Source organism: Vibrio crassostreae 9ZC13, assembly GCF_000272045.2.
Classification (GTDB): Bacteria; Pseudomonadota; Gammaproteobacteria; order Enterobacterales; family Vibrionaceae; genus Vibrio; species Vibrio crassostreae_C.
The window spans coordinates 182,289-208,497 of the sequence record NZ_AJYZ02000040.1 but is presented as its reverse complement, the minus strand read 5'-3'; the positions used below and the strand labels follow the sequence as shown (position 1 = coordinate 208,497).

20 protein-coding genes are annotated in these 26,209 nt (G+C 46.3%); 11 read left to right on the top strand and 9 right to left on the bottom strand.

What is annotated here, in order from left to right:
* The 4 genes from A136_RS13510 to gspC form a co-directional block, all read right to left on the bottom strand.
* A partial coding sequence (locus A136_RS13510) for a type II secretion system F family protein (protein ID WP_032546763.1) occupies positions 1-359 on the bottom strand: 359 nt, incomplete at its 3' end.
* Position 360: 1 nt separating this feature from the next.
* Positions 361-1,863: a type II secretion system ATPase GspE gene (gspE, locus tag A136_RS13505; RefSeq protein ID WP_017063070.1), complete on the bottom strand. Its 1,503-nt coding sequence runs from the start codon at positions 1,861-1,863 to the stop codon at positions 361-363.
* On the bottom strand, positions 1,863-3,887 hold the full coding sequence (gene gspD, locus A136_RS13500) for a type II secretion system secretin GspD (RefSeq protein WP_017063069.1): 2,025 nt from the start codon (positions 3,885-3,887) through the stop codon (positions 1,863-1,865). Before gspD ends, gspE begins: the two co-directional genes overlap by 1 nt.
* Before the next feature lie 41 nt (positions 3,888-3,928).
* Positions 3,929-4,810: a type II secretion system protein GspC gene (gene gspC, locus A136_RS13495; RefSeq protein WP_017063068.1), complete on the bottom strand. Its 882-nt coding sequence runs from the start codon at positions 4,808-4,810 to the stop codon at positions 3,929-3,931.
* 331 nt (positions 4,811-5,141) lie between these two features.
* On the opposite strand from gspC, the gene hslR reads away from it, so the two are divergent.
* From hslR to A136_RS13475, 4 genes are all read left to right on the top strand, one after another.
* On the top strand, positions 5,142-5,528 hold the full coding sequence (gene hslR / locus A136_RS13490) for a ribosome-associated heat shock protein Hsp15 (RefSeq protein WP_017062490.1): 387 nt from the start codon (positions 5,142-5,144) through the stop codon (positions 5,526-5,528).
* 18 nt (positions 5,529-5,546) lie between these two features.
* Complete coding sequence (gene hslO / locus A136_RS13485; protein WP_017063067.1) at positions 5,547-6,440, top strand: Hsp33 family molecular chaperone HslO; 894 nt, start codon at positions 5,547-5,549, stop codon at positions 6,438-6,440.
* A gap of 337 nt (positions 6,441-6,777) precedes the next feature.
* Entirely contained in the window at positions 6,778-8,403 is a 1,626-nt protein-coding gene (pckA, locus tag A136_RS13480; RefSeq protein ID WP_017063066.1) for a phosphoenolpyruvate carboxykinase (ATP), read from the top strand.
* 154 nt (positions 8,404-8,557) lie between these two features.
* Positions 8,558-10,528, top strand: a complete 1,971-nt coding sequence (locus tag A136_RS13475) for an AsmA family protein (RefSeq protein WP_017063065.1) — start codon at positions 8,558-8,560, stop codon at positions 10,526-10,528.
* 41 nt (positions 10,529-10,569) lie between these two features.
* Here the strand turns inward: A136_RS13475 and A136_RS13470 are convergent, their stop codons facing one another.
* The 3 genes from A136_RS13470 to A136_RS13460 are packed head-to-tail and all read right to left on the bottom strand — an operon-like array spanning position 10,570 to position 12,869.
* Positions 10,570-11,505 (bottom strand): bifunctional GNAT family N-acetyltransferase/hotdog fold thioesterase, encoded by a 936-nt coding sequence (locus A136_RS13470; RefSeq protein WP_017063064.1) that lies wholly within the window; start codon positions 11,503-11,505, stop codon positions 10,570-10,572.
* A gap of 16 nt (positions 11,506-11,521) precedes the next feature.
* Positions 11,522-11,956, bottom strand: coding sequence for a D-aminoacyl-tRNA deacylase (dtd, locus tag A136_RS13465; protein ID WP_004735590.1), 435 nt, complete (start codon positions 11,954-11,956; stop codon positions 11,522-11,524).
* The gene (locus A136_RS13460) at positions 11,928-12,869 is read right to left on the bottom strand and encodes a virulence factor BrkB family protein (RefSeq protein WP_032546762.1); all 942 of its coding nucleotides are present in this window, start codon (positions 12,867-12,869) and stop codon (positions 11,928-11,930) included. Before A136_RS13460 ends, dtd begins: the two co-directional genes overlap by 29 nt.
* Before the next feature lie 204 nt (positions 12,870-13,073).
* On the opposite strand from A136_RS13460, the gene A136_RS13455 reads away from it, so the two are divergent.
* Positions 13,074-13,715: a DUF2959 domain-containing protein gene (locus A136_RS13455; RefSeq protein WP_029235101.1), complete on the top strand. Its 642-nt coding sequence runs from the start codon at positions 13,074-13,076 to the stop codon at positions 13,713-13,715.
* 31 nt (positions 13,716-13,746) lie between these two features.
* Positions 13,747-14,277, top strand: coding sequence for an AAA family ATPase (locus tag A136_RS13450; RefSeq protein WP_017063061.1), 531 nt, complete (start codon positions 13,747-13,749; stop codon positions 14,275-14,277).
* Between the two features lie 162 nt (positions 14,278-14,439).
* Here A136_RS13450 and typA read toward each other — a convergent pair whose 3' ends face one another.
* On the bottom strand, positions 14,440-16,275 hold the full coding sequence (gene typA / locus A136_RS13445) for a translational GTPase TypA (protein WP_017059220.1): 1,836 nt from the start codon (positions 16,273-16,275) through the stop codon (positions 14,440-14,442).
* Between the two features lie 562 nt (positions 16,276-16,837).
* Here typA and glnA point away from each other — a divergent pair.
* From glnA to A136_RS13420, 5 genes are all read left to right on the top strand, one after another.
* Positions 16,838-18,247 carry a glutamate--ammonia ligase gene (gene glnA, locus A136_RS13440; protein ID WP_017059221.1) on the top strand — a complete coding sequence of 470 codons (1,410 nt, stop codon included), beginning with the start codon at positions 16,838-16,840 and terminating at the stop codon, positions 18,245-18,247.
* A 392-nt stretch (positions 18,248-18,639) separates the two neighbouring features.
* Positions 18,640-19,209 carry a DUF4124 domain-containing protein gene (locus A136_RS13435; protein WP_017063060.1) on the top strand — a complete coding sequence of 190 codons (570 nt, stop codon included), beginning with the start codon at positions 18,640-18,642 and terminating at the stop codon, positions 19,207-19,209.
* A gap of 168 nt (positions 19,210-19,377) precedes the next feature.
* Positions 19,378-20,454, top strand: a complete 1,077-nt coding sequence (glnL, locus tag A136_RS13430; protein WP_019826501.1) for a nitrogen regulation protein NR(II) — start codon at positions 19,378-19,380, stop codon at positions 20,452-20,454.
* A gap of 121 nt (positions 20,455-20,575) precedes the next feature.
* A complete protein-coding gene (glnG, locus tag A136_RS13425) occupies positions 20,576-21,979 on the top strand; it encodes a nitrogen regulation protein NR(I) (RefSeq protein WP_017063059.1) in 1,404 nt (467 codons plus the stop codon).
* A 108-nt stretch (positions 21,980-22,087) separates the two neighbouring features.
* A complete protein-coding gene (locus A136_RS13420; RefSeq protein ID WP_017063058.1) occupies positions 22,088-24,670 on the top strand; it encodes a bifunctional diguanylate cyclase/phosphodiesterase in 2,583 nt (860 codons plus the stop codon).
* Between the two features lie 83 nt (positions 24,671-24,753).
* On the opposite strand, the gene hemN is transcribed toward A136_RS13420, so the two are convergent.
* Positions 24,754-26,145: an oxygen-independent coproporphyrinogen III oxidase gene (hemN, locus tag A136_RS13415; RefSeq protein WP_017063057.1), complete on the bottom strand. Its 1,392-nt coding sequence runs from the start codon at positions 26,143-26,145 to the stop codon at positions 24,754-24,756.
* Between the last annotated feature and the right edge of the window lie 64 nt (positions 26,146-26,209).

The following is a 26,209-nucleotide window of genomic DNA, read 5'->3' as shown; positions in this document are numbered from 1 at the left end:
TCGGCTAGCGAATAACCTTCCGTTACCTTCGAACGAACCGCCAGTAACATGGTTCGAATACGTGGCTTTTCAGATTGCTCCGCCACGGCTTTCAAGCACTCTTCTAGCGGCATGCCTGATTGCACCAAGGTGGAAATTTGGCGAGTAATCAAAGCAAGGTCTGGCGTGCTGATACCACGCTTAAAGCTGGTCGAAGGCTGTGCACCTTTCGTCGTTTTAGCTTTAGCTTCGGTCATCTCAACCGGCATCAAGCCTTGTTCTTTTAAGCGCTGGCGAGCCTGACGAGCGTTATCCGCTTCAATCGAGCCCTTTTTGCTCTTACCCTTGGCATCCAGCGCTTTGTATTCAAATGCCGCCATACTAGACTTCCTTGGTCACTCGCATCACTTCTTCTAAGGACGTTACCCCTTTCAGAACTTTGCTCAAGCCATCATCTCGAATACTTGGTGTTGTGCCACGAATTGCTTTCTCAATCGCCTGTTCGCCAGCCTCACTGTGAATCAGCTCTTGTACCGAATCGTCAATCATCAATAGCTCATGAATACCAGTACGGCCTCGATAGCCTTTGTGACTGCAGCTTTCACACCCTTTGGCATGGTAAAGCGTTAGGCTGTCTTTCTTCTTCAACCCAAACAGTTTTTTCTGTTCTTTATCCGCTTCGTAAGGTTCTTTACAGTCGTTACACAGGGTGCGAACCAAGCGCTGAGCCAAAACACCCAGCAGCGAAGAAGAGATCAAGAAGGGTTCGATGCCCATATCACGCAGACGCGTAATTGCACCGATTGCCGTATTGGTGTGAAGGGTCGACATCACTAAGTGACCGGTCAAAGAGGCTTGAACAGCGATCTCTGCGGTCTCTAAGTCACGTATCTCACCAATCATTACCACATCGGGATCTTGACGAAGAATCGCACGTAAACCACGCGCAAAGGTCATATCAACCTTAGGGTTCACTTGTGTTTGACCAATGCCATCGATATCGAATTCGATCGGGTCTTCAACGGTTAAAATGTTTCGTTCATTGCTGTTGAGTTCTTGCAGGCCTGCGTACAGGGTCGTCGATTTACCTGAACCTGTCGGGCCGGTCACCAAGATAATGCCGTGTGGGCGCTGAATCAGCTTACGGAAGTTTTCATGGTTTTCTGCTGTCATACCTAAACTGTGCAAGTCTAGACGAGTGGCGTTTTTGTCCAACAGACGCATTACCACACGCTCACCGTGCGAAGAAGGCATGGTTGAAACACGAACATCAACCGCTCGGCCACCAATACGCAAAGAAATACGACCATCTTGTGGCACGCGTTTTTCCGCAATATCCAATTTAGCCATAACCTTTACACGTGACACGAGCAGCGGAGCCAGTTTACGGCTCGGCGCCAACACATCACGCAGCACACCATCAATACGGAAACGGATCGACAGTGATTTCTCAAAGGTTTCGATATGAATATCCGAAGCACCCTCTTTGATCGCCTCACCCAGCATCGCATTGATTAACTTGATGATTGGTGCATCATCCTCTGCTTCAAGTAAGTCTTCGTCTTGAGGCAGTTCTTCCGCTAGTGAGAAGAAGTCATCACTATCAGCACCAATGTCTTCCATGAGCTGACGAGCTTCTGACGAGTCACGCTGATAAGCATCGGTCAGTTTTTTATCAAACTCATCGAGAGTAATCGCTTGTGGCGTGAAACCATTTTTCACCACTCGACTCACTTCAATGATCGCCGCCGATTTCAGTGGCTCAACATAATAAAGTATCGGTGCGCGCTCTGGATGTTGGTATTCCAGCACCATTTTGTAACGATTCGCAAAGCTAAACGGCAAGCGCTGATAAGTACGTGCCGCCCCTACCAATTCAGCCATTATTCTGTTTCCATCTGATCAATGAAGGCTTGAAGTTCAGCCGGGTAATTCATGCTTTCGCCAAATTTAGGCAGCACTGGAATATTATCGTCATCCATCAGCTTCAGGCCCTGCTCTGACTTATACAACTGCTCAGCACGAATAAAGTTGTATTTACGCTGAGTAATACCATCGGCCGTCATACCATCACGAATAATGGTCGGCTTGATGAATACCATTAGGTTCTTTTTCTCAACCTGAGTACTGGTTGATTTGAACAGGTGTCCTAGAACAGGGATATCGCCCAAGAACGGCACCTTAGATTCACTTTCCAGCGCTCGCTCGTCAATCAAGCCACCCAGCACCAGCATTTGACCGTCTTGAACAATCACTGACGTATTTAGCTGACGCTTAGCAAAACGAACATCTACTGCCCCGTTTGCGCCTAATACGTTCGATACTTCTTGTTCTATTTGCAGCTGAACTGAGTCACCTTCGTTGATTTGTGGCACCACTTTTAGCTTGATACCCACTTCTTTACGTTCAACCGTTTGGAATGGGTTATCGTTACTTGAGCCTGCGGTCGAGCCAGTTAAAACAGGCACCTCTTCGCCCACAATGAACGACGCTTCGCCGTTATCCATCACGGTGATACTTGGAGAAGATAGGATATTTGAATTTGAATCGGTCGCTACTGCACTGATCAAGGCAGTCCAGTCACCCATCACTACGCTCATTGCCGCGCCATTAACGCCAGAAAGAGCAGAAGCTAACGTTGAGTAGTCACCGGATTCTGTGGTCGTTTCATTACGCAAAAAGGCGCCATTATCATCATAGACTGCGGTGGTCGTTTCAGTGTCTTTCGCTTCTTCTAAACCAACCATTACGCCACCGATTGACGCACCTGTGTTGCCATACTGAATCACAGCACCAGTATCAAGGTTACCCCATTGCACACCAAGGTTAATGCCATCACCCTCTGCCATCTCGACAATTAGGGCTTCAATCAATACTTGAGCACGACGAATATCCAACTGTGCGATCACATCTTGAAGCGCATTCATGATGTCCGGTTGTGCGGTAATCACCAACGAGTTGGTATCACTGTGAGCGGAGATCATCACTTGGTTACGTTGCGATGAGCTGCCTTTGGTTGAAGATTGCTTTTCTGATTGCAGGTTGTCCGACACGCCTTTCAGCACATCGACTAAATCTTCTGCTTTGGCGTATTTAAGGTAAATTACTTGGTTGTTGCCCTTGGTTGCCATTTCCACATCAAGCTGTTCAATCAACCTTCTTAAACGGCTACGTACCTTAGGGTCACCTGAGATAAGAATCGCATTGGTACGTTCATCGGCAACTAATTTAGGTTGTAGAAATGCAGGTGTGTTTTTCGCATCAGTGGTTTTGCTTAACGCATCAACGATACGTACCATTTCTGCCGCAGAAGCATTCTTTAGCTCAACGACTTCAATCTCTTTATCACCCGCTTGGTCAACACGCTTGATGATTTCAGCTAAACGGTTTACTACCGCCGCACGACCGGTAATCAAGATGATATTGGCAGGATCGTAGTGCACAACGTTACCCGCGCCTGCATTGTCGTTTAGTTGACGAAGCAGAGGAGAAAGTTCACGTACCGAGACATTACGAACCGTCACAACACGTGTCACCACATTGTCGCCTTTGATCGTGTCACTGTCTCCAACGACTGGAATTGCCGATGTTTTCGAATCTTTGGCCTTGATGATCTTAAGAACACCTGAGTCCATTTCGACAACCGCGTAGCCATACACTTCCAATACGTTTAGGAAGAAGCTGTAATATTGCTCTTCATTGAGTACGTCGTAGCTGCGTACATCGATTTTTCCGCGCACCGAAGGGTCAACGATGATCGTCTTCTCTAGGTTACGACCAACAATATTAATAAACTCTTGAATGTCAGTGCCTTTAAAGCTGGCACTAAAATCACTCGCGATGGCTGCGGGTGTGCAGATCAAGCTTCCTGCCAATAACCATGCACTTTTCTTAAACCAATGCTTCACGTACTTCTCCTACACTTTCGTCCTTCGTTAGACGCAAAGTTTTAAAATTCAATAAACACTTCATGTTGTTGACCATCTCTCTCGACCACCAGATTTAGCTCTGTTAGTTCTGAGATGGAACGGAATATGTTGCCCATAGCAGCAGGGTCTGTCAGGTCTTGTCCATTTAACTGAGTGGCAATATCTCCGTTTTGGAGCCCAACAGAGTTAAAAAGTTCTGAATCTTTGCCCGGGCTCACACGATAACCGATCACTTTATCGTCACGCTTCACCTGAGACAGTCGAACATATTGGAAGATTTGTTGCGGATCTTTCATTATCTTCGCTTTAATTTCATCAAGCTTCTCTTCTGCTGAAGCCGGATTATTACCACGAACCGAAGAAGAGCTACGAGGTGGCGCAGGCGCTGATACAGCCAAACGCTTGTACTCAATACCTTCAAGCATCAAGGTTTCGTCTCGTCCTGAGTTATCAATGATAACGCGGTCGATTAATACCGCTTTTAACTTGGCTCGAGTGCCTTCAATCTCTTCATTAATTCCGTAGGTCGCTTGCGTGCCGCGATTGGCGATCACCGCTAAGCTCAGTTTTGGATTCGAGCTCGCGACTGCACCCACTAAAACGAGGTTTAATCGCGTCTTAGGCGCATCTTGGATAACTTGCTGTTCAACCACAGCGGGCGTGCTTGGGTTGTAAGCACCAAACATGTTGCTCTGCTGCAAAGAAGAGATATCAAGGGTCGATTGAGGTGCTGAAGACGATGAAGCCGTTGCTGTCCAAGGCGCGATAGTTTGCTCAGCAGGTTCGATAAACCATGCAAGCTGCCCTAAGATCCATGCGGAAGCTGCAATCAATACACAACAGGTCGCTAAGCTTAGTTTCTGCTGAAGTACAAATCCATTATCTAATAAGCGGCTCAACATAGGAGAATTCCCTACGCGATTTTTGAGCTCTAAAAAGTTCACTTTCCTAGTCCCTTTTCATGACGACAAACGCTGCAAATCATTAAACTTTCAGCTTTTTTATTCATTCGTTCGATACCAAGCTTATTTAAGCAATAAGATCCTGAACTATATCATAGCAAATCGATAAATCGGCATAACATGGCTATTTTGTATTATGACTTGAAAAAAATGCCAACCGCCTCCACTTTAAGCTTCTACTTAATGTGATAAGCATCATCAAAAACATGTTGCGCACTGTTCGTTACAGTTAAACCGCATTCATTTCTCACTTAATAAGGCACAGCCCTATATGAAAACTGCTAATGAAGCTGTCAGACTCGATAAATGGTTGTGGGCAGCTCGTTTTTACAAAACCCGGTCTATTGCTCGTAACATGGTCGATGGTGGCAAAGTCCACTATAATGGTCAGCGCAGCAAGCCAAGTAAAATTGTCGAACTTGGGGCTGTGATTACACTGCGCCAAGGTAATGAAGAAAAGACGGTAACGATCGAGAAAATCTCAGCCCATCGTGGTGGAGCCCCGATCGCTCAAACCCTCTATGAAGAAACCACCGAAAGCTTGGCAAAAAGAGAAGAGTTTGCACAACAGCGCAAGCTAAATGCTCATAGCCCAGCACCAGAACGTCGCCCAGATAAAAAGCAACGTCGTGACATCATCAAGTTCAAGACTCAATAAGCTAGAAGGAATAGCCAAATGGCAGACCCAATGTCTACAAGTAATGTTTTAAATCGCTACCTATTTGAAGACCTATCAGTACGTGGTGAATTGGTACAGATGGACGAAGCGTACCAACAGATTATTTCTAGCAAGGAATACCCAGCTCCAGTACAAAAGCTGTTGGGTGAGCTACTGGTTTCAACGACGCTACTAACGGCGACCCTAAAGTTTGAAGGTTCTATCACGATGCAGCTGCAAGGTGACGGCCCAGTATCTCTAGCAGTTATCAATGGCGATCACGATCAGAAGATCCGTGGTGTTGCTCGCTTTGAAGGCGATATCGCAGACGACGCAGGTCTACACGCCCTAATGGGTAAAGGTCATCTAGTGATCACTATCGATCCTAAGAAAGGTGAGCGTTACCAAGGTATCGTTGGTCTTGAAGGTGACACGCTTGCACAAGTGCTTGAAGGCTACTTCGCTAACTCTGAACAGCTTAAGACTCGTCTATGGCTGCGCACTGGCGAGCATGAAGGCAAAGCACACGCTGCAGGTATGTTGCTACAAGTAATGCCTGACGGCACCGGTACTCCAGACGACTTCGAGCACCTAGAGCAACTAACAGACACCGTGAAAAACGAAGAGCTATTCACTCTAGAAGCGAACGAACTGCTTTACCGTTTGTACAACCAAGAGAAAGTACAGCTATTCACACCACAACCGGTTGAGTTCTTCTGTGGCTGTTCACGCGATCGAAGTGCAGCAGCAATCATTACTGTTGCTCAAGAAGAGATCTACGACATCCTAAGCACCGAAGGAAGCGTTGGTCTACACTGCGATTACTGTGGCACAAACTACTCGTTCGACAAGAATGATGTTGATGCACTGTACGCAGAAGCAGCAGATAAAGGCAGCAATACGGTTCATTAATTTACGGCGTACCAAAAACACGTAATTTACCCCAAAAAGGTCAGCCCTCAGCTGGCCTTTTTTGTGATCAAAATAGCGCAAACTCCGTAACATCTCGTAATAAAATCACCGCTTAATTTTAATCAATTAATAATGTTCTCGCCCCTAGCGCAAAGGTTTGCGTACAGGATAGACTAGTTGGGCCAATATGTGACGAGACGCTTAAAACCCCATGGCTAATATGGATATTTTTTGAGCTATATCCCTGTTTCCCCCGAGTCTCGTTGCTAGCATGGTGAGCAGATAACAATAAAAAATTAATACAAAATCCCTACAAAATATCCTACAAGGAGCACCTATGACCGTTATGGAACATACAAAGGCTGCACAAATTGATCTAACTAAGCACGGACTGACTGGCGTTACTGAAGTTCTTCGTAATCCTAGCTACGAGCAGTTATTCGTTGAAGAAACACTGCCAGGTTTGGAAGGCTACGAAAAAGGCGTAGTAACGGAACTAGGCTCTGTTGCGGTAGACACTGGTATCTTTACTGGCCGCTCACCAAAAGATAAGTACATTGTTAAAGATGACACGACCCGCGATACCATGTGGTGGTCAGATCAAGGCAAAAATGACAACAAACCGATTACAACTGAAGTATGGAATGAGCTGAAAGAGCTTGTGACAACTCAGCTATCTGGCAAGCGCCTGTTTGTCATCGACGGTTATTGTGGTGCTAACCCTGATACGCGCTTAAGCGTGCGTATTATCACTGAAGTAGCGTGGCAAGCGCACTTCGTTAAGAACATGTTCATTCGTCCAACTGACGAAGAGCTAGCAACGTTCGAACCTGATTTCGTGGTAATGAACGGTGCTAAAGCAACTAACCCTAACTGGGAAAAGCAGGGTCTAAACTCTGAAAACTTCGTTGCTTTCAACCTAACAGAGCGCGTTCAAATCATCGGTGGTACTTGGTACGGCGGTGAGATGAAGAAAGGCATGTTCGCAATGATGAACTACCTGCTTCCTCTGCAAGGCATTGCTTCAATGCACTGTAGTGCAAACGTCGGCGAGAAAGGCGATGTAGCCATCTTCTTCGGTCTATCTGGTACAGGTAAAACTACGCTTTCAACCGATCCTAAGCGTGAGCTAATCGGTGATGATGAGCACGGTTGGGATGACGATGGTATCTTCAACTTCGAAGGTGGTTGTTACGCGAAGACGATTCGTCTATCTAAAGAAGCAGAACCTGAAATCTACAATGCAATCCGTCGTGATGCACTACTAGAAAACGTAACAGTTCGTGGTGATGGTTCTATCGATTTTGATGACGGTTCAAAAACTGAGAACACTCGTGTTTCTTACCCGATTCACCACATCGATAACATCGTTAAACCAGTATCAAAAGCCGGTCACGCTCAAAAGGTTATCTTCCTGACTGCTGATGCATTCGGTGTACTGCCACCCGTTTCTAAACTGACTCCAGAACAAACGAAGTACCACTTCCTATCTGGCTTCACTGCAAAACTAGCGGGCACTGAGCGTGGTATTACTGAGCCAACGCCAACGTTCTCTGCGGCATTTGGTGCGGCATTCTTAACTCTCCACCCAACTCAGTACGCTGAAGTGCTTGTGAAGCGTATGGAAGCAGCTGGCGCTGAAGCTTACCTAGTGAACACAGGTTGGAACGGTACTGGTAAACGTATCTCTATCCAAGATACGCGAGGCATCATCGACGCTATCCTAGATGGCTCAATCGACAACGCTGAAACTAAGGTTATCCCTATGTTTAACCTAGAAGTGCCACTAGCGCTGCACGATGTTGACCCAGCGATCCTTGACCCACGCGATACGTACACTGACCCTCTACAATGGGAAAGCAAAGCGAAAGATCTAGCCGAGCGCTTCATCAACAACTTTGATAAGTACACAGACAACGCTGAAGGTAAGTCACTGGTTGCAGCTGGCCCTCAACTGGACTAATCCAACCATCTGCTCGGGCTTAGCCAAAAGCAAACGCCCAATTTAAAATGATATTTTTGTAGCAAGCCCCTCTTTTGAGGGGCTTTTTTGTTGATGCTTGACCCTTTTTGTTCCACTCTGTTTTAAGACTATTGAAATTTAAGGCTTTCAGGGAATGAAAAAGGTATTCATGGTGTTCGGCATTGTGTTGGCTATCGCCGTTGCAACTATCGCAGCGCTGCTATTAAGCCTGCAGACCCAATACCGTGCGGATGTTGCCAACTTTTTTATCAAACATACGATTGAACAACCTGTATTCATTGAAGATGTTGAGTATCAGGCGCCTTATCACATCACCTTAATGGGCATTACCCAAAGCCAACCAGAAAAGCAAACACCTCTGTATATCGACAAGATCGATCTTTGGTTCAGCCCCAGCTCGATGACAGAGGCCAAACTGGTCTTTGAATCTGTTTTGATCAGCGGCCTACAATTAGAGGCAGACGATCTAAAAACACTGACTTCTTTATTTACCCAACCAAACATCAAGCTCCACCAGCTGGCCATCAACAATCTCGACTTTTCGACGCCAGAGTTTAATGCGCGAGGCATCGACCTACAGATCTCCGCCCCAACGTGGAACAACGATAACTCGCTGCTACCTTATGGAAAAACCCAACTCTCTGCCTCACAACTGTATTGGCAAGGTGAGGCATTCGATAATCTGTTGATTGACCTAGACTTAAAACCTAGCGACAGCACCCTTTATGGTGCTTCGTTTGACTGGCGTGGCGCCAAGATTTCTGGGCAAGCTGAACAATATCAACAAGATTGGTCGTTGGTGAATGTGACCGTCGATGGCTTACGACTCAATCAGAAACAGACCCAAAACCTACTAAGCAAAGAGTGGGATGTTGCAGGCATTAAGATTAATCACATCAATAGCTTAGATATTCTGCGTAGCGACGTAGAGTGGCAAGATGGCCACCTCGCTGCCTTTGATGCCTCATTAGAAAATATCCAACTGCCTTTTGAAATCTGGAAACAACAGAAAGCCATTTTTTCTCTACAGGCAGAAGGAGTGACCATTGATGATGACATGTTCATCGAGCCAAGCCTCAAGCTCAACCTAGAAGCAAACCGGATTCTGATTGAGGATTTCTATACTCAATTCCTGCAGGGCACTGTTCAGCTCAATGGCGAAGTCGCCCCTAGCAGCATTCAATTGGCGCAGCTCGACCTGCAAGGCATCAAGTGGATTACCGAAAACCAAGATAGCCCTCTACCGGCCGCTCGCCTATTGCCTTGGCTCACACAGCTCCAGAACGTCGAGATTAACCGACTTAATATAGAACGCAGCCAACTTATCCAACTAGCACAAACGCCTTACTGGCAGGTCTCTGGATTACATGTCGAGGGGCATCAAGTTCAACTGCTGCAAGATAGAAAACTGGGCTTATGGCAAGGGAAGCTGATGGCGAGCGCCAATGATGCCAGCTACCAAAATATTCTCAGCGCACAGCCTGTGGTTGAGATGAATAGCGAACAAGGAAAATGGACGCTGACTCGTCTGTTTGCACCACTCAGGAATGGCTACATTGAAGCCAATGCAACGCTCGATTTTAACCAAATCAGCAAGCCATGGAGCTTAGATATTTCTGCCGATGGGTTACCCATTGCGCCTATGCTGCAGCGACTTGAATTACCACTCGATGCAACCGGCTATGGCGAGTTTGAACTTCAAGCCGCAGGTTTATATGGCGACTCACTGATGCTCGGTTACTCAACCACAGGGCAACTCACTGGCAGCGTTCGCCAGGGTGTGATGACCTTTAATGACAAGCTTTCTGAAACATCGACTGATAACGTGTTTGAAATTCCAGAGCTTAATGCGCATTTTGACCGTGGGCGCTTCACTCTCGAACCGATGCACATTATTGGTGCGTCAGCAGCAGAGCAAGGCGAACAAAGGGTTCAAACGCTCAATGGCGAGGCTTCTGGAGAACTCGACTTGCTTAAAGCCGAGCAACACACCCTCTCGATTACCCTATCGGACCCATGTCATCAAATCTCAGGAAAGCTCGACCAAGCGAAATATTCGGAGATTAATAACTGCCAACAAAAAAGCGCCACTCCACAGGAGTAGGCGCCTTGTATCTTTAATCTGTATCTGTTAGCCAGTGTCAGCTATACGTTTACGTTGGAGTCTGTTGATAATCGCTTTTTGTAGTCAGGGATCAGCATATAGGTTCCCGTAAACTCTACCGCTTCCACATCGCCGCTATGAATGGTCACGTGAATGATGATACGTGCCTTTCTTCCTGACGCAAGGCGGTCCAAGTCACCACTGATCCCATCCAATGAAGTAGAGGCAACAGGGTTTTCCTCAACCGGGTGACGATAACGAATATTACTGTCTGCCAGCACGATATCACCGGTCAGCCCGCGTTCTTTCATCAATAACCAAGTCATCCCCCAACCAGTTAAGGTCGCTAAGGTAAAGGCAGAGCCTGCAAACATGGTATTATGCGGGTTCAAGTTGGGATTCAGCTGAGCACTACACTCAAATTGGTAACCCGTGTATTGGTTGATCTTGATGCCCATCTTGTCACTGATCGGGATCTGATGTTCCCAGCGCTGCTGAAGCTCATTACACCACTCAGGCTTGCGTAGAACGTCTGCCATTGGGTCAAGATGCTTAACCATCTGTTGGTGACGCACAGGGCCACGTTGATCGTTAATCTCACCGCGACGTTCAAATTCATTCTTCTCATAGAATGAGATCGCATCTTCACGTGCATTACACACCAAGCGCTTAGCACCCTCTTGGCGAGCCAATGACTCAAGTGCGACTAGAATCAACGAACCCATGCCTTTACTTTGGCGAGATTTCTTCACCGCCATATAGCGGATCTGACCTTCCAGATCTGGGGTGATATACAGACGACCAATCGCCATCGGGCGACCACGACCATCAACAATCATGCGATGGTGACTCATTGGGTCATATTCATCGCGCTCAGAACCTACCGGCATTCGCCAAGGTTCACGGAGCATCTGCCAACGAAAATGGTAATACTTGTTTAGCTGATTTTCGGTGGTTGGTGTTATGAGTTTAAACATGCTTATTCCTTTAAGCCTAAACCTGCAGCCAGAATGTCACTGGGCCATCATTAACCAAAGACACTTTCATGTCGGCTGCGAATCGGCCACGTTCCGTTGGTAACACTGATTCACACTGGTCAGAGAAATAGTTATAAAGACGCTCAGCATCTTCTGGGTGAGCACCACGAGAGAACCCTGCTCGAGTCCCTTTCTTGGTATCGGCCGGCAGAGTGAATTGAGACACCACTAATACCTTACCTTCTACTTGCTTCACGTTGAGGTTCATTTTATCGTCTTCGTCTCCAAAGACACGATAAGTGGTCACTCGTTCCATCAAACGTTTGGCTTTGGCTTCGTCGTCACCTTTTTCTACGCCTAACAAAACTAATAAGCCTTGTTCAATCTCACCAACTACTTCGCCATCAACACGGACGGCAGCTTCACTTACTCTCTGGATCAGTGCTATCACTGTTGTTTCCTTGCTCTGTGATTTTGTCTTTATCCGACGAGTGTACCATTTCTTTCGAGTCACTCCACTGTTCCTGCTCACCCAATGCAGCGGTCACCTCAGCACCCACCAGCACAATCAACCAGCACAAATAAACCCAGACAAAAAGAATTGGTATTGCCGCCAATGCGCCATAAATCAACTGGTAAGAAGGGAATTGAGTAATGTAGGCCGCGAAGCCTTTCTTACTGAGTTCGAACAACAGAGCCGCCACTAGAGAACCTGCAGCCGCATGAGAAAAGTGTATCTTTTTGTTGGGAACCAACAGGTACAGACCGAAAAACGCAAAGAAAGAGAGAATCAAAGGCAGTTTGCGAATTACGGTATTAAAGGCGCCAGATACGACTTCATTTTGTAGCAGACTGAGCGATGTCACATACGAAGTGGCAGCAATACTCGCCCCAACCAAGATCGGCCCAAGTGTTAGCACCATCCAGTACATTGAGAACGACAATACCGCACGTCGCTTCTCATTAACACGCCAGATGTAGTTTAGGTTCTTATCGATGTTCGAGATCAACATCAGTGCCGCAATGAACAAGAACACACTACCGACCGCCGTCATCTTACCCGTGTTGGCAACAAACTCGAGCAAGGCACCGTGCACCGCATCTCCTGACGCTGGAACAAAGTTGATAATAACGAAGTTTTGAATCACGATACCAACATCAGCAAAGATGGAAAATGATGACAAGATAGAGAGCAGAACCGTCAACATCGGTACGATCGAGAGCAAAGTAATGTACGCCAAGTAGCCCGCATTCACGTTGACTCTATCGTGCGTCATTCGCGCCAAAAGATAGCGAGAAAACTGAATACTGAGTGTGGCGACCTTTTTTATCTTCAACTTGTAACTCCCTTGTAACTCGTTCATAGTCCTAATTAATATTCCGACATATTAATCACAGTAAGTAAATGTTCAAAAATAGCGCAGGAAAAAGGCTTGAGAACAAGGCAGATTTTTTGATAAGTAGTTATTCTACAATCAAAAATTCTAACGTCGTTATCGAGCATTTTAACAAGCTAGGTTGGGCAGTTATTTACTACGATTGATATTATTTAACTATAGGAAACTAGGATGCCTTATTTAATAGTTATAGTCCTCTCTATTTTTACTCTTACTGGATGCCAGTCAGCTTATTACTCCGCCATGGAGCAAGTGGGTTACCACAAGCGTGACATTATGGTCGATAGAGTGGAAGACGCTAAAGAGTCGCAGCAGGATGCTCAGGAAGAGTTTACCAGCGCACTTGAAGCCTTGAGTAGCCTGACTAATTTCAGTGGCGGCGACCTTGAAGACATGTACAACCAAATCAACGATAAATACCAAGACAGCGAGAAAGCCGCGCAAAATGTCAGTGACCGCATTGCTGCGATTGAAGATGTGTCGGATGCGCTGTTTGAAGAGTGGCAGAGTGAGTTAGATCTCTACACCAGTGATTCACTGCGCCGCTCGAGCGAGCAAAAACTTCGTGAAACTAAATTGTCTTACCAAACGATGCTGTCAGCAATGAAGCGCGCCGAGAAGAAAATGGACCCAGTGCTCAATACCCTTCGCGACAACACGCTTTACTTGAAGCACAACCTCAATGCGAGCGCTGTCGGCTCGCTGCAAGGTGAGTTTATGAGCTTAGAAAAAGACATCGCCTACGCAATAGAACAGATGAATGCTGCGATCGCCGAATCGGATAAGTTCCTTGCTCAACTAAACCAGAAATAACGCCCGTAGGCACAAATAAAGATAAGCCCGTATGAACCCAATCATTATAACTGGCGGCCCTGGTGCCGGAAAAACCACACTGATAAATGCGTTGGCTGGTGCGAGTTACCCCACCTTCGCAGAGTCCTCTCGCCAGTTAATAGAACAGCAAAGTCAGCTTGAAAACGGTATCTTGCCTTGGGTAGACCTTCCCGGCTTTGCTGAGCTTTGTTTAGGTGTGATGAGCGAGCAAAAAGACCAAGCCAATCAACATCCGATTGCCTTTCTCGATCGCGCTATTCCAGACATTTGTGGCTATTTGGCTCAGGCTAACCTAGAGATAGATGCGGCCTACCGAGAAGCAAGCAAAGGCTACCACTCACAAGCCTTGTTCTGTCGCCCTGAGGCTTCAATCTATGTCCAAGATGATGTGAGACCTTATCCGTTTGAGGAAGCGCTAGAGATTCACCACGCTTTAGAAAGAGTCTACCAAGAACTTGGCTATGAGGTGGTTGAAGTGCCGTTTATGCCAGTCGAAGAACGGCTTCAATTCGTTGAGCGTTACTTAGGTATCAAAAGCTAGATCCCCAACTCGGTCGTTCCTCCCTCTTGAGGATGACGAAATCTCGTTTAACCGTATCTAAACAAACTAAAAAACAAAAGCCCCGAGCAGCTAGGCTACTCGGGGCTTTCTTACTTATTCTAAAACGTATTGCTTGTTAGCTAGAAGCTAGTCAGCTGGCAATTAAGCCTTAGCTGGACGTGCTGCACGCTTACGTTCGTTTTCCGTAAGAAGCTTCTTACGGATACGAATGCTTACTGGCGTTACTTCTACTAGTTCGTCTTCGTCGATGAACTCAAGAGCTTGCTCTAGAGTGTGACGGATAGGTGGCGAAAGAACCTGTGCTTCATCAGTACCAGATGCACGAACGTTCGTTAGCTGCTTACCTTTCAGACAGTTTACTGTTAGGTCGTTTGAACGGTTGTGAATACCGATGATTTGACCTTCGTATACTTCATCCGCGTGCTCAGCAAATAGACGACCACGTTCTTGTAGGTTGAATAGTGCGTAAGTCAGAGCTTTACCAGTTGCGTTCGAGATTAGAACACCGTTGTTACGTTGACCGATTACGCCGCCTTTGTGAGGACCGTAGTGATCAAATGAGTGGTAAAGAAGACCAGAACCAGACGTTAGAGTTAGGAACTCAGTTTGGAAACCGATAAGACCACGAGAAGGCATCATGAAGTCCATGCGAACACGGCCTTTACCATCTGGAGACATATCAGTTAGCTCACCTTTACGTAGACCGATGTTTTCCATGATGCCACCTTGGTGCTCTTCAAGCACGTCGATAGTCACAGTTTCAAACGGTTCAGTTAGGTTGCCATCTTCGTCTTTCTTGATGATAACTTCTGGACGAGATACAGCTAGCTCGAAACCTTCACGACGCATGTTTTCGATCAGGATAGATAGGTGAAGTTCACCACGACCTGAAACACGGAAACGATCTGGGTTATCAGTTTCTTCAACACGTAGTGCAACGTTGTGTACTAGTTCTTTCTCTAGACGCTCAAGGATGTTACGTGAAGTAACGAACTTACCTTCTTTACCCGCGAACGGAGAAGTGTTTACTTGGAACGTCATTGTTACTGTTGGTTCATCAACAGAAAGCGGAGTCATTGCTTCAACATTGTTTACGTCACAGATAGTGTCTGAAATTTTCAGCTCACCAAGACCAGTGATTGCAATGATGTCGCCAGCGTTAGCTTGCTCAACTTCGTGACGGTCAAGACCTAGGTAACCAAGAACTGTACCTACTTTACCGTTACGTTTTTTGCCTTCTGCATTGACGATAGTTACTTGTTGGTTTGGTTTAACAGAACCACGAGTAACACGAGCAACACCGATAACACCTACGTAAGAGCTGTAATCAAGTTGCGAAATTTGCATTTGTAGTGGACCGTCAAGGTCAACTGCAGGCGCGTCTACTGTATCAACAACAGCTTGGAACAATGGTTCCATGTTCTCGCCAGTTTCGCCTTCAGTCATTGTTGCCCAGCCGTTTAGAGCTGAAGCGTAAACAACTGTGAAGTCTAGTTGCTCATCAGTAGCACCTAGGTTGTCGAAAAGGTCGAATACTTGATCCATAACCCAATCAGGACGAGCGCCTGGGCGGTCAATCTTGTTGATTACAACGATTGGCTTAAGACCGTGTGCGAATGCTTTTTGCGTTACGAAACGAGTTTGAGGCATTGGGCCATCAACTGCGTCAACGATAAGCAGAACAGAGTCAACCATAGACATGATACGCTCAACTTCACCACCGAAGTCCGCGTGTCCCGGAGTATCTACGATGTTGATGCGGTAATCATTCCAGTTGATTGCTGTGTTCTTAGCAAGAATGGTAATGCCACGCTCTTTTTCGATGTCATTCGAATCCATGACACGCTCTTCAGCTTCACCACGAGACTCAAGAGTGCCTGACTGTTGTAGCAGTTTATCAACCAAAGTCGTTTTACCGTGGTCAACGTGCGCGATGATCGCGATATTTCTTAACTTATCAATCTGTGGAGTAGACATGGATTCTCGATTCACTCATAAAAGTAGCCGTCACTTATCTCAAAAGTTTGGATAATAACCGCTAGCTTGATTTAAAAAACGGTCAATAATATACCAGATTCTAGACAAAAACCCAGAAATATGTGATCTGAACCGGGGCTTTTTTCTTTATTAGCGATTCATATCCGCTTAACTTTGATTCAGTACAGTGTTGAACAGCCCAATTCGTAGGACTCTAAAAAAGTATCACCTGCGAGTGGCGAACCAAATCTCCCGCAAAATAACAAAAGTGGATTGACAACTTAGGCAATTCATTGCTGAATGGTGCTCGCTTATGTCTCATATTGGTGCACAGACAAACAATTGCACCAATAAGGTGCGCCCGGAGATCATTTTGGTGCAAAAACCAAATTAAGCAAAACCAAAAAACAAGTAAATCATTGAAATTAATGGAATAATTTTTTTGGCACGTTTTTGGCTATAGATAAATCAGCATCGATTAATGCACTTATAGACATTAATCAATGCTAGTTTCAACCGAATCGAGCTAATACCGAATTAATAACACTGGAGGTTATCCAAGATGTCAGTAGAAAATGTACTATCCCTGATCCAAGAGAACGAAGTTAAATTTATCGACTTACGTTTTACTGATACAAAAGGTAAAGAGCAGCATATCTCTATTCCTTCTCACCAAGTTGATGCAGACTTCTTCGAAGAAGGCAAAATGTTTGACGGCTCTTCAGTAGCTGGTTGGAAAGGCATTAACGAATCTGACATGGTAATGATGCCAGACGCAGCATCTGCTGTACTGGACCCATTCACAGAAGACGCAACACTAAACATCCGTTGTGACATCCTTGAGCCTGCAACAATGCAAGGCTACGACCGTGACCCACGCTCTATCGCTAAACGTTCTGAAGAGTACCTACGTTCTACAGGTATCGCAGACACAGTTCTAGTTGGTCCAGAGCCAGAATTCTTCCTATTTGACGACGTTAAGTTCTCAAACGACATGTCTGGTTCTTTCTTCAAGATCGATGACGTAGAAGCAGCTTGGAACACAGGTTCTGACTTCGAAGGCGGTAACAAAGGTCACCGTCCTGGCGTTAAAGGCGGTTACTTCCCAGTAGCTCCAGTAGATTCATCTCAAGACATCCGTTCAGCAATGTGTCTAGTAATGGAAGAGATGGGCCTAGTTGTTGAAGCTCACCACCATGAAGTAGCAACTGCGGGTCAAAACGAAATCGCTACTCGCTTCAACACGCTAACAGCGAAAGCTGATGAAACTCAAATCTACAAGTACGTTGTACACAACGTTGCTCACGCATTTGGTAAAACAGCGACATTCATGCCTAAGCCACTAGTTGGTGACAACGGTTCTGGTATGCACGTTCACCAATCTCTAGCAAAAGACGGCGTTAACCTGTTTGCTGGTGATAAGTACGGCGGCCTATCTGAAATGGCTCTTTACTACATCGGTGGTGTAATCAAGCACGCTCGTGCAATCAACGCGTTTGCTAACCCATCAACTAACTCGTACAAGCGTCTTGTACCTGGTTTCGAAGCACCTGTAATGCTTGCTTACTCAGCACGTAACCGTTCTGCTTCTATCCGTATCCCAGTAGTACCAAGCCCTAAAGCACGTCGTATCGAGCTACGTTTTGGTGACCCAGCAGCTAACCCATACCTATGCTACTCAGCAATGCTTATGGCTGGCCTTGACGGCATCAAGAACAAGATTCACCCAGGCGAAGCTATGGATAAAGATCTATACGACCTTCCTGCAGAAGAAGCAGCTGAAATCCCAACAGTTGCAGAATCTCTACAAGAAGCTCTAGCAGCGCTTAGCGAAGACCGTGAGTTCCTAACAGCTGGCGGCGTATTCTCTGACGATTTCATCGATTCTTACATCACTCTGAAATCTGACGACGTACAACGCGTGAACATGGCTACACACCCACTTGAGTTTGAACTGTACTACTCAGTTTAATCTCCTGTAGAGATAAGCCATTTCTTACTGCAACCTTGTAAGAATCGCTGACTAAATATTAGGCTCGCCTCGCAGGCGGGCCTTTTTTATATTCTCCCTCCCCCCGCTTCCTCGTACCATACTAGATACCAATCGTAGTAAATAACTACTCAGCCTAGCTTGTTAAAACACTCGATAACATCGTTAGGTTTTTTGATTGTAGAATAACTACTTATCGAAACTATTTTTGCCGAGCAGGGCTGCCTCGTTCTCAAGCCTTTTTCCTGCGCTATTTCTGAGCATTAACTTACTGTGATTGGCATTTAACAAAAGCCCTCAGAGGCTGTCGCGCTAAATACAATAAAACCAACGCCAAACGTGAAATCACCTAGCGGTGAAAAGAGGCTAAAGATATGAAAAACATACTGTTCCTAATCGGGTTAACAGTCGCGCTCTCGTGCTCTGCTCAAACTGTGTATACCTGGGTAGATGAAGATGGCGTGCTCCACTTTAGTGATAACCCTAGCGCTCAAGATGCCGAGGCTCTTCGCCTGCCAGATGTGCAAGCTTCAGCACCCGCCCCTAAATTTGAGGCCTCAACTCCGGTTGACGCTGCTGCTTCCTCTACAACTAAAACGGCAACGCCAGCCAAAACTCAGGCAGAAACCGAAACCACAAAGCGCGAGGTTCCTACTCAATTAGCCCTCACCATGTTGACTCCAGTTCATGATCAAACCATTCGTAGTAATCGCGGCTTAATCCCGATTCAGATAGAACTCAACCGAAAGCTTGGTATAGGTGAGCAATTACAATTGATGCTCGATGGCCGTCGATATGGCGCCCCACAAACCCAACCTATTTGGGAATTAAAAGGTATCGATCGAGGTACTCACACCATTGCAATTCAAGCACATAGAAGCGGCAAGCTTATTGCATCTACTAGTCCAGTCACCGTGTATTTACATCGAGCGACGCTCAAGTAGGCCAATGTGTTAAAAGAGGCCAAATAACCTCTACTTTTCACCTAATCGAAGCAGCTTTCAGCGACTCTAATGAATTATCTTTAGCTTCTGGTTGATATGCGCCATACTTGAACTTAGCTACGCACCAATTTGGTGCAGTGAGAAAAACACCAGTTCAAGGACGAAATAGTGAATCGATCAGCCAAAAGCGACAGCATAGATACACACCATCTTTCCAGCGCCATTCTCGACAATATGGTGACTTCGACATTAATGCTCGATGAGCAATTGTATGTCCGATACGCAAATCCGGCGGCTGAGCAGCTCTTTTCACAGAGCGCACGACGCATCGTTGATCATCCACTGAGCCAACTTATCCAACACGCTTCACTTGATTTGGCGCTTCTGACGCAACCGCTACAAAGTGGCCAGAGCATTACCGACAGTGACGTTACCTTCGTTGTTGATAACCGCCCACTGATGCTTGAAGTCACGGTTAGCCCAATATCTTGGCAGCGAGAGACGCTGTTATTGGTTGAGATGCGCAAGATAGACCAGCAAAGACGCCTTAGCCAAGAGCTCAACCAACATGCACAACAACAAGCGGCTAAGTTGCTGGTACGCGGGTTAGCACATGAGATCAAAAATCCACTCGGTGGCTTAAGAGGTGCGGCGCAGTTACTTGGGAAAATGCTTCCTGATCAATCTCTTAATGAATATACGCAGATCATTATTGAGCAAGCCGACCGCCTAAGAGCTTTAGTCGACCGTCTGCTTGGCCCACAGAAGCCGGGGACTAAATCAGAAGAGAACCTTCACCAGATACTTGAGAAAGTCAGGCAGCTCGTAGAGCTCGAATCGGGTTCAACGCTCGCCATCGAAAGGGATTACGACCCGAGCCTACCGGACATCTTGATGGATTCGGCACAGGTTGAACAAGCGATGCTCAATATCGTGAGCAATGCAGCGCAGATTCTAAAGACTCAAGATTCTGGCAAAATCACCATTCGCACCAGAACGGTGCATCAAGCAAATATTCACGGGCAGCGACACAAACTCGCAGCTCGTATTGAGATCAGCGATAACGGTCCGGGCATCCCCGATGATTTAAAAGACACGCTGTTTTACCCAATGGTCAGCGGACGAGAAGGTGGAACAGGGCTGGGGCTATCGATTTCTCAAAACCTGATCGATCAACACAATGGGAAAATTGATGTTGAAAGCTGGCCAGGCAACACCACATTCACGATTTATCTACCGATTTAGGTCATAAGAACCTCGCTATTGGACAGCGAGATGAAAGGCTTAGCTCGGTAACACAAAGATTAAGACATCATAAAAACAACAATGATTATCACAATAGATTTGGCTGCAAAGGAATTGAATTATGAGTAAGGGATACGTTTGGGTCGTCGATGACGACAGCTCTATCCGCTGGGTAGTAGAGAAAACACTTTCATCTGCGGATATTAAGTGTGAAACATTTGCTGATGCTGAGAGCGTGTTGCTTGCGCTTGAGCGCGAGACACCGGACGTATTGGTGTCTGACATTCGCATGCCCGGCATTGACGGGATTGAGCTATTGCATCAGGTTCATCAACGCTCTCCCGACCTGCCCGTGATCATTATGACCGCGCACTCAGACCTTGATGCGGCGGTGAATGCTTATCAAAAAGGCGCCTTTGAATATCTTCCAAAGCCGTTCGATATTGATGAAACACTGACTCTAGTCGAACGAGCGATCGCGCACAGCCAAGAGCAGAAACGCGAACAAGCCAGTGAGGTCGCTGAAGACACCAACGCGCCAGAAATCATCGGTGAAGCACCGGCAATGCAGGAGGTTTTCCGAGCGATTGGCCGTTTGTCTCGCTCATCCATATCCGTGCTGATCAATGGTGAATCGGGTACCGGTAAAGAATTGGTCGCTCACGCTCTGCATCGTCACAGCCCAAGAGCTAAGAAGCCCTTCATTGCCTTGAACATGGCAGCAATCCCCAAAGATCTGATCGAGTCTGAACTGTTTGGCCACGAAAAAGGTGCCTTTACCGGTGCTAACAGCGTTCGCCAAGGACGCTTTGAACAAGCCAACGGCGGCACCCTATTTCTGGATGAGATCGGTGACATGCCACTCGATATCCAAACTCGCTTGTTGCGTGTACTTTCTGATGGTCAGTTCTATCGTGTCGGCGGTCACTCTGCAGTTAAGGTAGACGTTCGTATCGTTGCCGCAACCCACCAAGATCTTGAGCGCTTAGTGCATGAAGGCGACTTCCGTGAAGACCTTTTCCACCGACTCAACGTTATCCGAATCCATATCCCGGCACTTCGCGAACGTAAACAAGACATTGAAAAGCTGACTCATCACTTCCTAGCATCCGCCGCCGAAGAGCTCGGTGTTGAAGTGAAGACACTGCATCCTGAGACCATTTTGAAGCTCAACCAGCTCAATTGGCCTGGTAACGTACGTCAGCTTGAGAATATTTGTCGTTGGTTAACGGTGATGGCTAGCGGCAGCGAGATACTGCCTTCCGATCTACCACCGGAATTGTTGGAAGAAAAAGTCGTGACCACTTCAGGTTCTGGGGATAACTGGCAGCAACTGCTCGCGAATTGGGCGAAATGTGCGCTTGATTCAGGAGAAAAAGAGCTGCTCACTTACGCTCTACCAGAGTTTGAACGTATACTGCTCGAGGCTGCACTCCACCACACTAATGGTCATAAACAGGATGCAGCTAAGGTTTTGGGATGGGGAAGAAACACCCTAACTCGTAAACTCAAAGAACTGTACTAGACCTTATATGATTCTCGATGCAGCTACTTTTTAACCAAAAAAGTGTCGCTTGGTTTGAATAGTGTCGGTACAATTACAGTACACTATTCACCAAAGTTGTAGCTAAAGATGTCTTTGAAAACACAAATTACTTTGAGAACCGCAGTGGTTCTGCCATTCGTGATGATTTTTCTGTTCACTATGGGTGTAATGGTTTTCACTCAAAAGCTAAGCTACAAAGAGATGGTGAGTGATGTTAGTGCACGCCAGCTGACATCACTGACTGACAATGTTCATCAAAGCCTGTCTAATTTTTTAGAAAAGCCATTTCACGCCAACCTCTCGCTCAGCCATAACATCGGCTACCACCATCTTTATCAAGCAGGCAATCTTAGTAAGGTCCAAGACTATATTTTTTATACGTTTTCAGACCATTACACTGCTGTACCTCAACTCGATGCGATCGGCTTTGGTTCTGAAGATGGTAACTACGTCGGTTTCCGCAAAGAAGCCAACAAAGGCTACACCTTGATGGTGCAAGACGAACGCACCAATGATCAGCTGGTCATTTACCGTGGCAGCAAAATTAGTGAAGACATTCGATCGGTGATTTCAGGTTACGATCCTAGAATCCGTCCTTGGTACACACCCATTGCGACACAGAAAAAACCGTTATGGTCACCAATTTATGCCAATGCTGACGAACGTCAAGAAATCACCTTATCTGCTCTAGCGCCTATCTATGATGATAATGAATTCAAAGCCGTCGTAGTCAGCGACATCAAAATCAATACCTTCAATGCGTTTCTCAGAAAGCTCAAAGATAGAACGGATGCCTCTGTTTACATCATCGATAAGCAGCAACGCTTGGTCGCGCACTCAGGCGGAGGCAGTGTCGTTTCATGGGGCACAGGACAAACCAACAAAGGGCAACGCAAACTAGCAACAGAGAGTGCTAATCCAGTCATACGTGAGAGTGCTAGCTACGTAGAGCAATTCCACCTAATCGAGAATTTGGGCGAGCAGCGCTTTAGTTTTAGCCTAGACAACGAACGCTACTTCAACCAAATCACCCCATACGAAGATGAGCACGGGCTCACGTGGTTTATTGGGGTGTCGATCCCTGAAAGCAATCTGCTCGGTGAATTGCCAGAAAATCAAAGAAACAGTTGGTTGCTTGGGCTAGCACTGAGCTGCATTGGGGTCATTGCAGGATTAATTGCCTTTAATCGCGCAACCCAACCCATCACCTCGACAGCGGATGCGGCAAAACGCCTTGCTAAGGGCGATTGGGACGCGAGCATGCCAAAAACAGGGCATATATATGAAACCAGCATGTTGGTCGAGTCATTCAATGAAATGACCAACAACTTAAAGGCTTCGTTTCATGCATTACAGTCTCAACTTACCTATGACTCATTAACCAAGCTATACAGCCGTGAAGGCTTTATTGACGCTGCCAAGAAACACCCCGACAACGAAAAAGGCACACTGTATTTGATTGGTATTGATCGCTTCCGAGACATCAATGACAGCCTAGGTCATTACAATGGCGACCAGCTACTTATCATTGCGGCCGCTCGTTTAAGAGGCACACTGCCATCCGAATACCTACTAGCTCGCACTGGTGGTGATGAGTTTGCCATCTACGCGCCAAACGTAACGCAAAGCGATGATGTTCAGCTGCTGACTAACCGCTTACTTCAAACCTTCGCTTCCCCATTTTCAATGGAATCGGAAAGCGTGGTGATTAAGGTATCGATGGGGATAGTGAATGTCTCGAATCTTCACGACATTACACTCCTGCTACGCAGCAGCAGCATTGCATTGAGCAATGCGAAACAAGACAAAACCAGTGTCTGTATTTATAGCCTTGAAATGGGCAAAGCATCGAGACATCGCACCAAGATGTTAGCGCGGATGAACCGAGCGATTGAGCTTCAACAGTTCGAACCGTTTTATCAGCCTATTATTGATCTGGAATCTGGCTCGACCATAGGAGCAGAAGCTTTAGCTCGCTGGATAACGGATGAAGGGGTGATCTCGCCACTCGAGTTCATTCCTCTCGCGGAAGAGAGCGGGCTCATTGACGATATCGGAAAACAAATTCTGCATAAGTCGTGTCGAGATACTGCCATCGCGATTGAATCAGGAAAGTGGAGCAAGGACTTCTCTATTCACGTTAACCTGTCGGTCGATCAACTGAGTGAAAGTGGCTTTGTGGAACAAGTAAAAGGCACGTTGCGAGACACAAATCTGCCAGCAAGCAACCTGACACTAGAGATCACCGAATCACGCATCGTCGACAACGACCCGACCATCATCGATAACATGCTGACTCTAAAAGCACTAGGGATATCAATTGCGATTGATGACTTTGGTACCGGCTATTCGTCACTGGCTTACTTACACAAACTGCCATTCGACTGCCTTAAGATCGACCGCAGCTTTGTCAGCAAACTTGATAAAGAGAACCTAGATAGCTCCATCGTCGCGGCCATCGTTAACATCACTAAGGGCTTCAAAGTAAGCTTGGTGGCAGAGGGCGTTGAAACACAGCAACAGGCTGAACTTCTCAAGCAGCTGCAGTGCCCGCTTGCTCAAGGCTTCTTATACAGTCGCCCAGTTCCGTTTGACCAATGGCCTACCGACCTCATCAACTCCAAGCAAAGTGCCAAGGTCAAACAAAATACCACTGAGAGTCTCACCTAAACCAGGCAGAAATCGAATGCGTCAGATACAAAAATGCCAGCATGATGCTGGCATTTTTTATTGTTCTATTCTCTATCGAGCGATTAGATAACGCGAGAGAATTGCTGCTGGCGAGCCTTTGCACGTAAGTATTTATCAAAACACATACAGATGTTACGGATCAGCAAACGGCCACGCAAAGTCACGCGGATTTCTTTGTCGTCAACTTCAACCAACTCATCGTTGATAAAGGTTTGCAGTAGCCCTAAATCTTCTTTGAAGTAACGATTAAAGTTAACCGAGAACTCAGATTCGATCATGTTTTTATCAAGCTTAAAGTTACAGATAAGCTGTTTGATCACTTCACGACGTAGAAGGTCGTCACTGTCTAGAGCAACACCTTTCCAAAGCGCGTGGCGCAGGTCATTCACTTGAGCGTAGTACTTCTTCAGCTCTTTCTGGTTTTGAGCGTAAGCATCACCAACCATAGAAATCGCAGAAACACCGAAACCAATTAAGTCAGCTTCACCTTGGGTGGTGTAGCCTTGGAAGTTACGATGCAGAATACCTTCACGCTGTGCTACGGCTAGCTCATCTTCAGGTAGTGCGAAGTGATCCATACCAATGAACTGGTAACCCGCTCCCGTTAGCGTCTCGATGGTATCTTGCAAGATAGCCATTTTCTCTTTCGCTTCAGGTAGATCTTCGTCTTTAATCTTACGCTGCGCCGCAAACAGCTGAGGCATGTGTGCGTAGTTAAATACCGATAAACGGCCCGGCTTCATTTCTAACACTTGCTTCAATGTTTCAGCGAACAAAGCTTGAGTCTGCTTTGGTAGGCCGTAGATCAAATCCAGGTTAGTTGAACGGAAGCCTAGCTCTTTCGCTCGTTTAACCATCGCAATGATGAACTCTTCATCTTGCTCACGGTTAACCAGTTTCTGCACTTCTTTATTGAAGTCTTGCACGCCAATGCTCAGGCGGTTGAAGCCTTCGTTACGCAGGTGGTCAAGTACGTCTAGCTCAATCTCACGCGGGTCAACTTCAATACTGATTTCAGCGTCAGCGGTGAAGTTAAACTCTTCACGCAAAATACTCATCAAACGAGTGATTTGTGTTTTGGTCAAGAACGTTGGCGTACCACCACCGAAGTGCAATTGCGTCACTTCACGGCCATTCAATAAAGAGGCGCGTTGGCGGATTTCATGTTCAATCACATCAAGGTACTCATCCGCTTTATGCGAGTGACGAGTAATGACTTTATTACAACCACAGTAGTAACAAAGCTTGTGGCAGAACGGGATATGCACGTAAAGAGAGAGTGGACGCTCAGGATATTGAGTACACGCCATGTCGTAATCAGCGACGGTAAACGCTTCATGAAACTCCAACGCAGTTGGGTATGAGGTGTAACGAGGTCCCGAATAGTTGTACTTGTTTAAGATCTCTTGATCCCAAACGATTTGCTGATTCGTTGTTACTGGCTTGCTCGACATAGCGGTATTTCCAATTTAGATCCGCGAGAACCTAAGGTCTCTCAAATCATTTTACATACATTAA

Bases quoted from the DNA above. Each gene is read 5' to 3' on its own strand.
- A136_RS13460 (WP_032546762.1), bottom strand. From the start codon at position 12,869: ATGAACGAGTTACAAGGGAGTTACAAGTTGAAGATAAAAAAGGTCGCC.
- A136_RS13470 (WP_017063064.1), bottom strand. From the start codon at position 11,505: ATGTTTAAACTCATAACACCAACCACCGAAAATCAGCTAAACAAGTAT.
- glnG (WP_017063059.1), top strand. From the start codon at position 20,576: ATGAGTAAGGGATACGTTTGGGTCGTCGATGACGACAGCTCTATCCGC.
- A136_RS13435 (WP_017063060.1), top strand. From the start codon at position 18,640: ATGAAAAACATACTGTTCCTAATCGGGTTAACAGTCGCGCTCTCGTGC.
- pckA (WP_017063066.1), top strand. From the start codon at position 6,778: ATGACCGTTATGGAACATACAAAGGCTGCACAAATTGATCTAACTAAG.
- A136_RS13475 (WP_017063065.1), top strand. From the start codon at position 8,558: ATGAAAAAGGTATTCATGGTGTTCGGCATTGTGTTGGCTATCGCCGTT.
- typA (WP_017059220.1), bottom strand. From the start codon at position 16,275: ATGTCTACTCCACAGATTGATAAGTTAAGAAATATCGCGATCATCGCG.
- A136_RS13420 (WP_017063058.1), top strand. From the start codon at position 22,088: ATGTCTTTGAAAACACAAATTACTTTGAGAACCGCAGTGGTTCTGCCA.
- hslO (WP_017063067.1), top strand. From the start codon at position 5,547: ATGGCAGACCCAATGTCTACAAGTAATGTTTTAAATCGCTACCTATTT.
- hslR (WP_017062490.1), top strand. From the start codon at position 5,142: ATGAAAACTGCTAATGAAGCTGTCAGACTCGATAAATGGTTGTGGGCA.
- A136_RS13450 (WP_017063061.1), top strand. From the start codon at position 13,747: ATGAACCCAATCATTATAACTGGCGGCCCTGGTGCCGGAAAAACCACA.
- gspC (WP_017063068.1), bottom strand. From the start codon at position 4,810: ATGTTGAGCCGCTTATTAGATAATGGATTTGTACTTCAGCAGAAACTA.
- gspE (WP_017063070.1), bottom strand. From the start codon at position 1,863: ATGGCTGAATTGGTAGGGGCGGCACGTACTTATCAGCGCTTGCCGTTT.
- hemN (WP_017063057.1), bottom strand. From the start codon at position 26,145: ATGTCGAGCAAGCCAGTAACAACGAATCAGCAAATCGTTTGGGATCAA.
- glnA (WP_017059221.1), top strand. From the start codon at position 16,838: ATGTCAGTAGAAAATGTACTATCCCTGATCCAAGAGAACGAAGTTAAA.
- A136_RS13455 (WP_029235101.1), top strand. From the start codon at position 13,074: ATGCCTTATTTAATAGTTATAGTCCTCTCTATTTTTACTCTTACTGGA.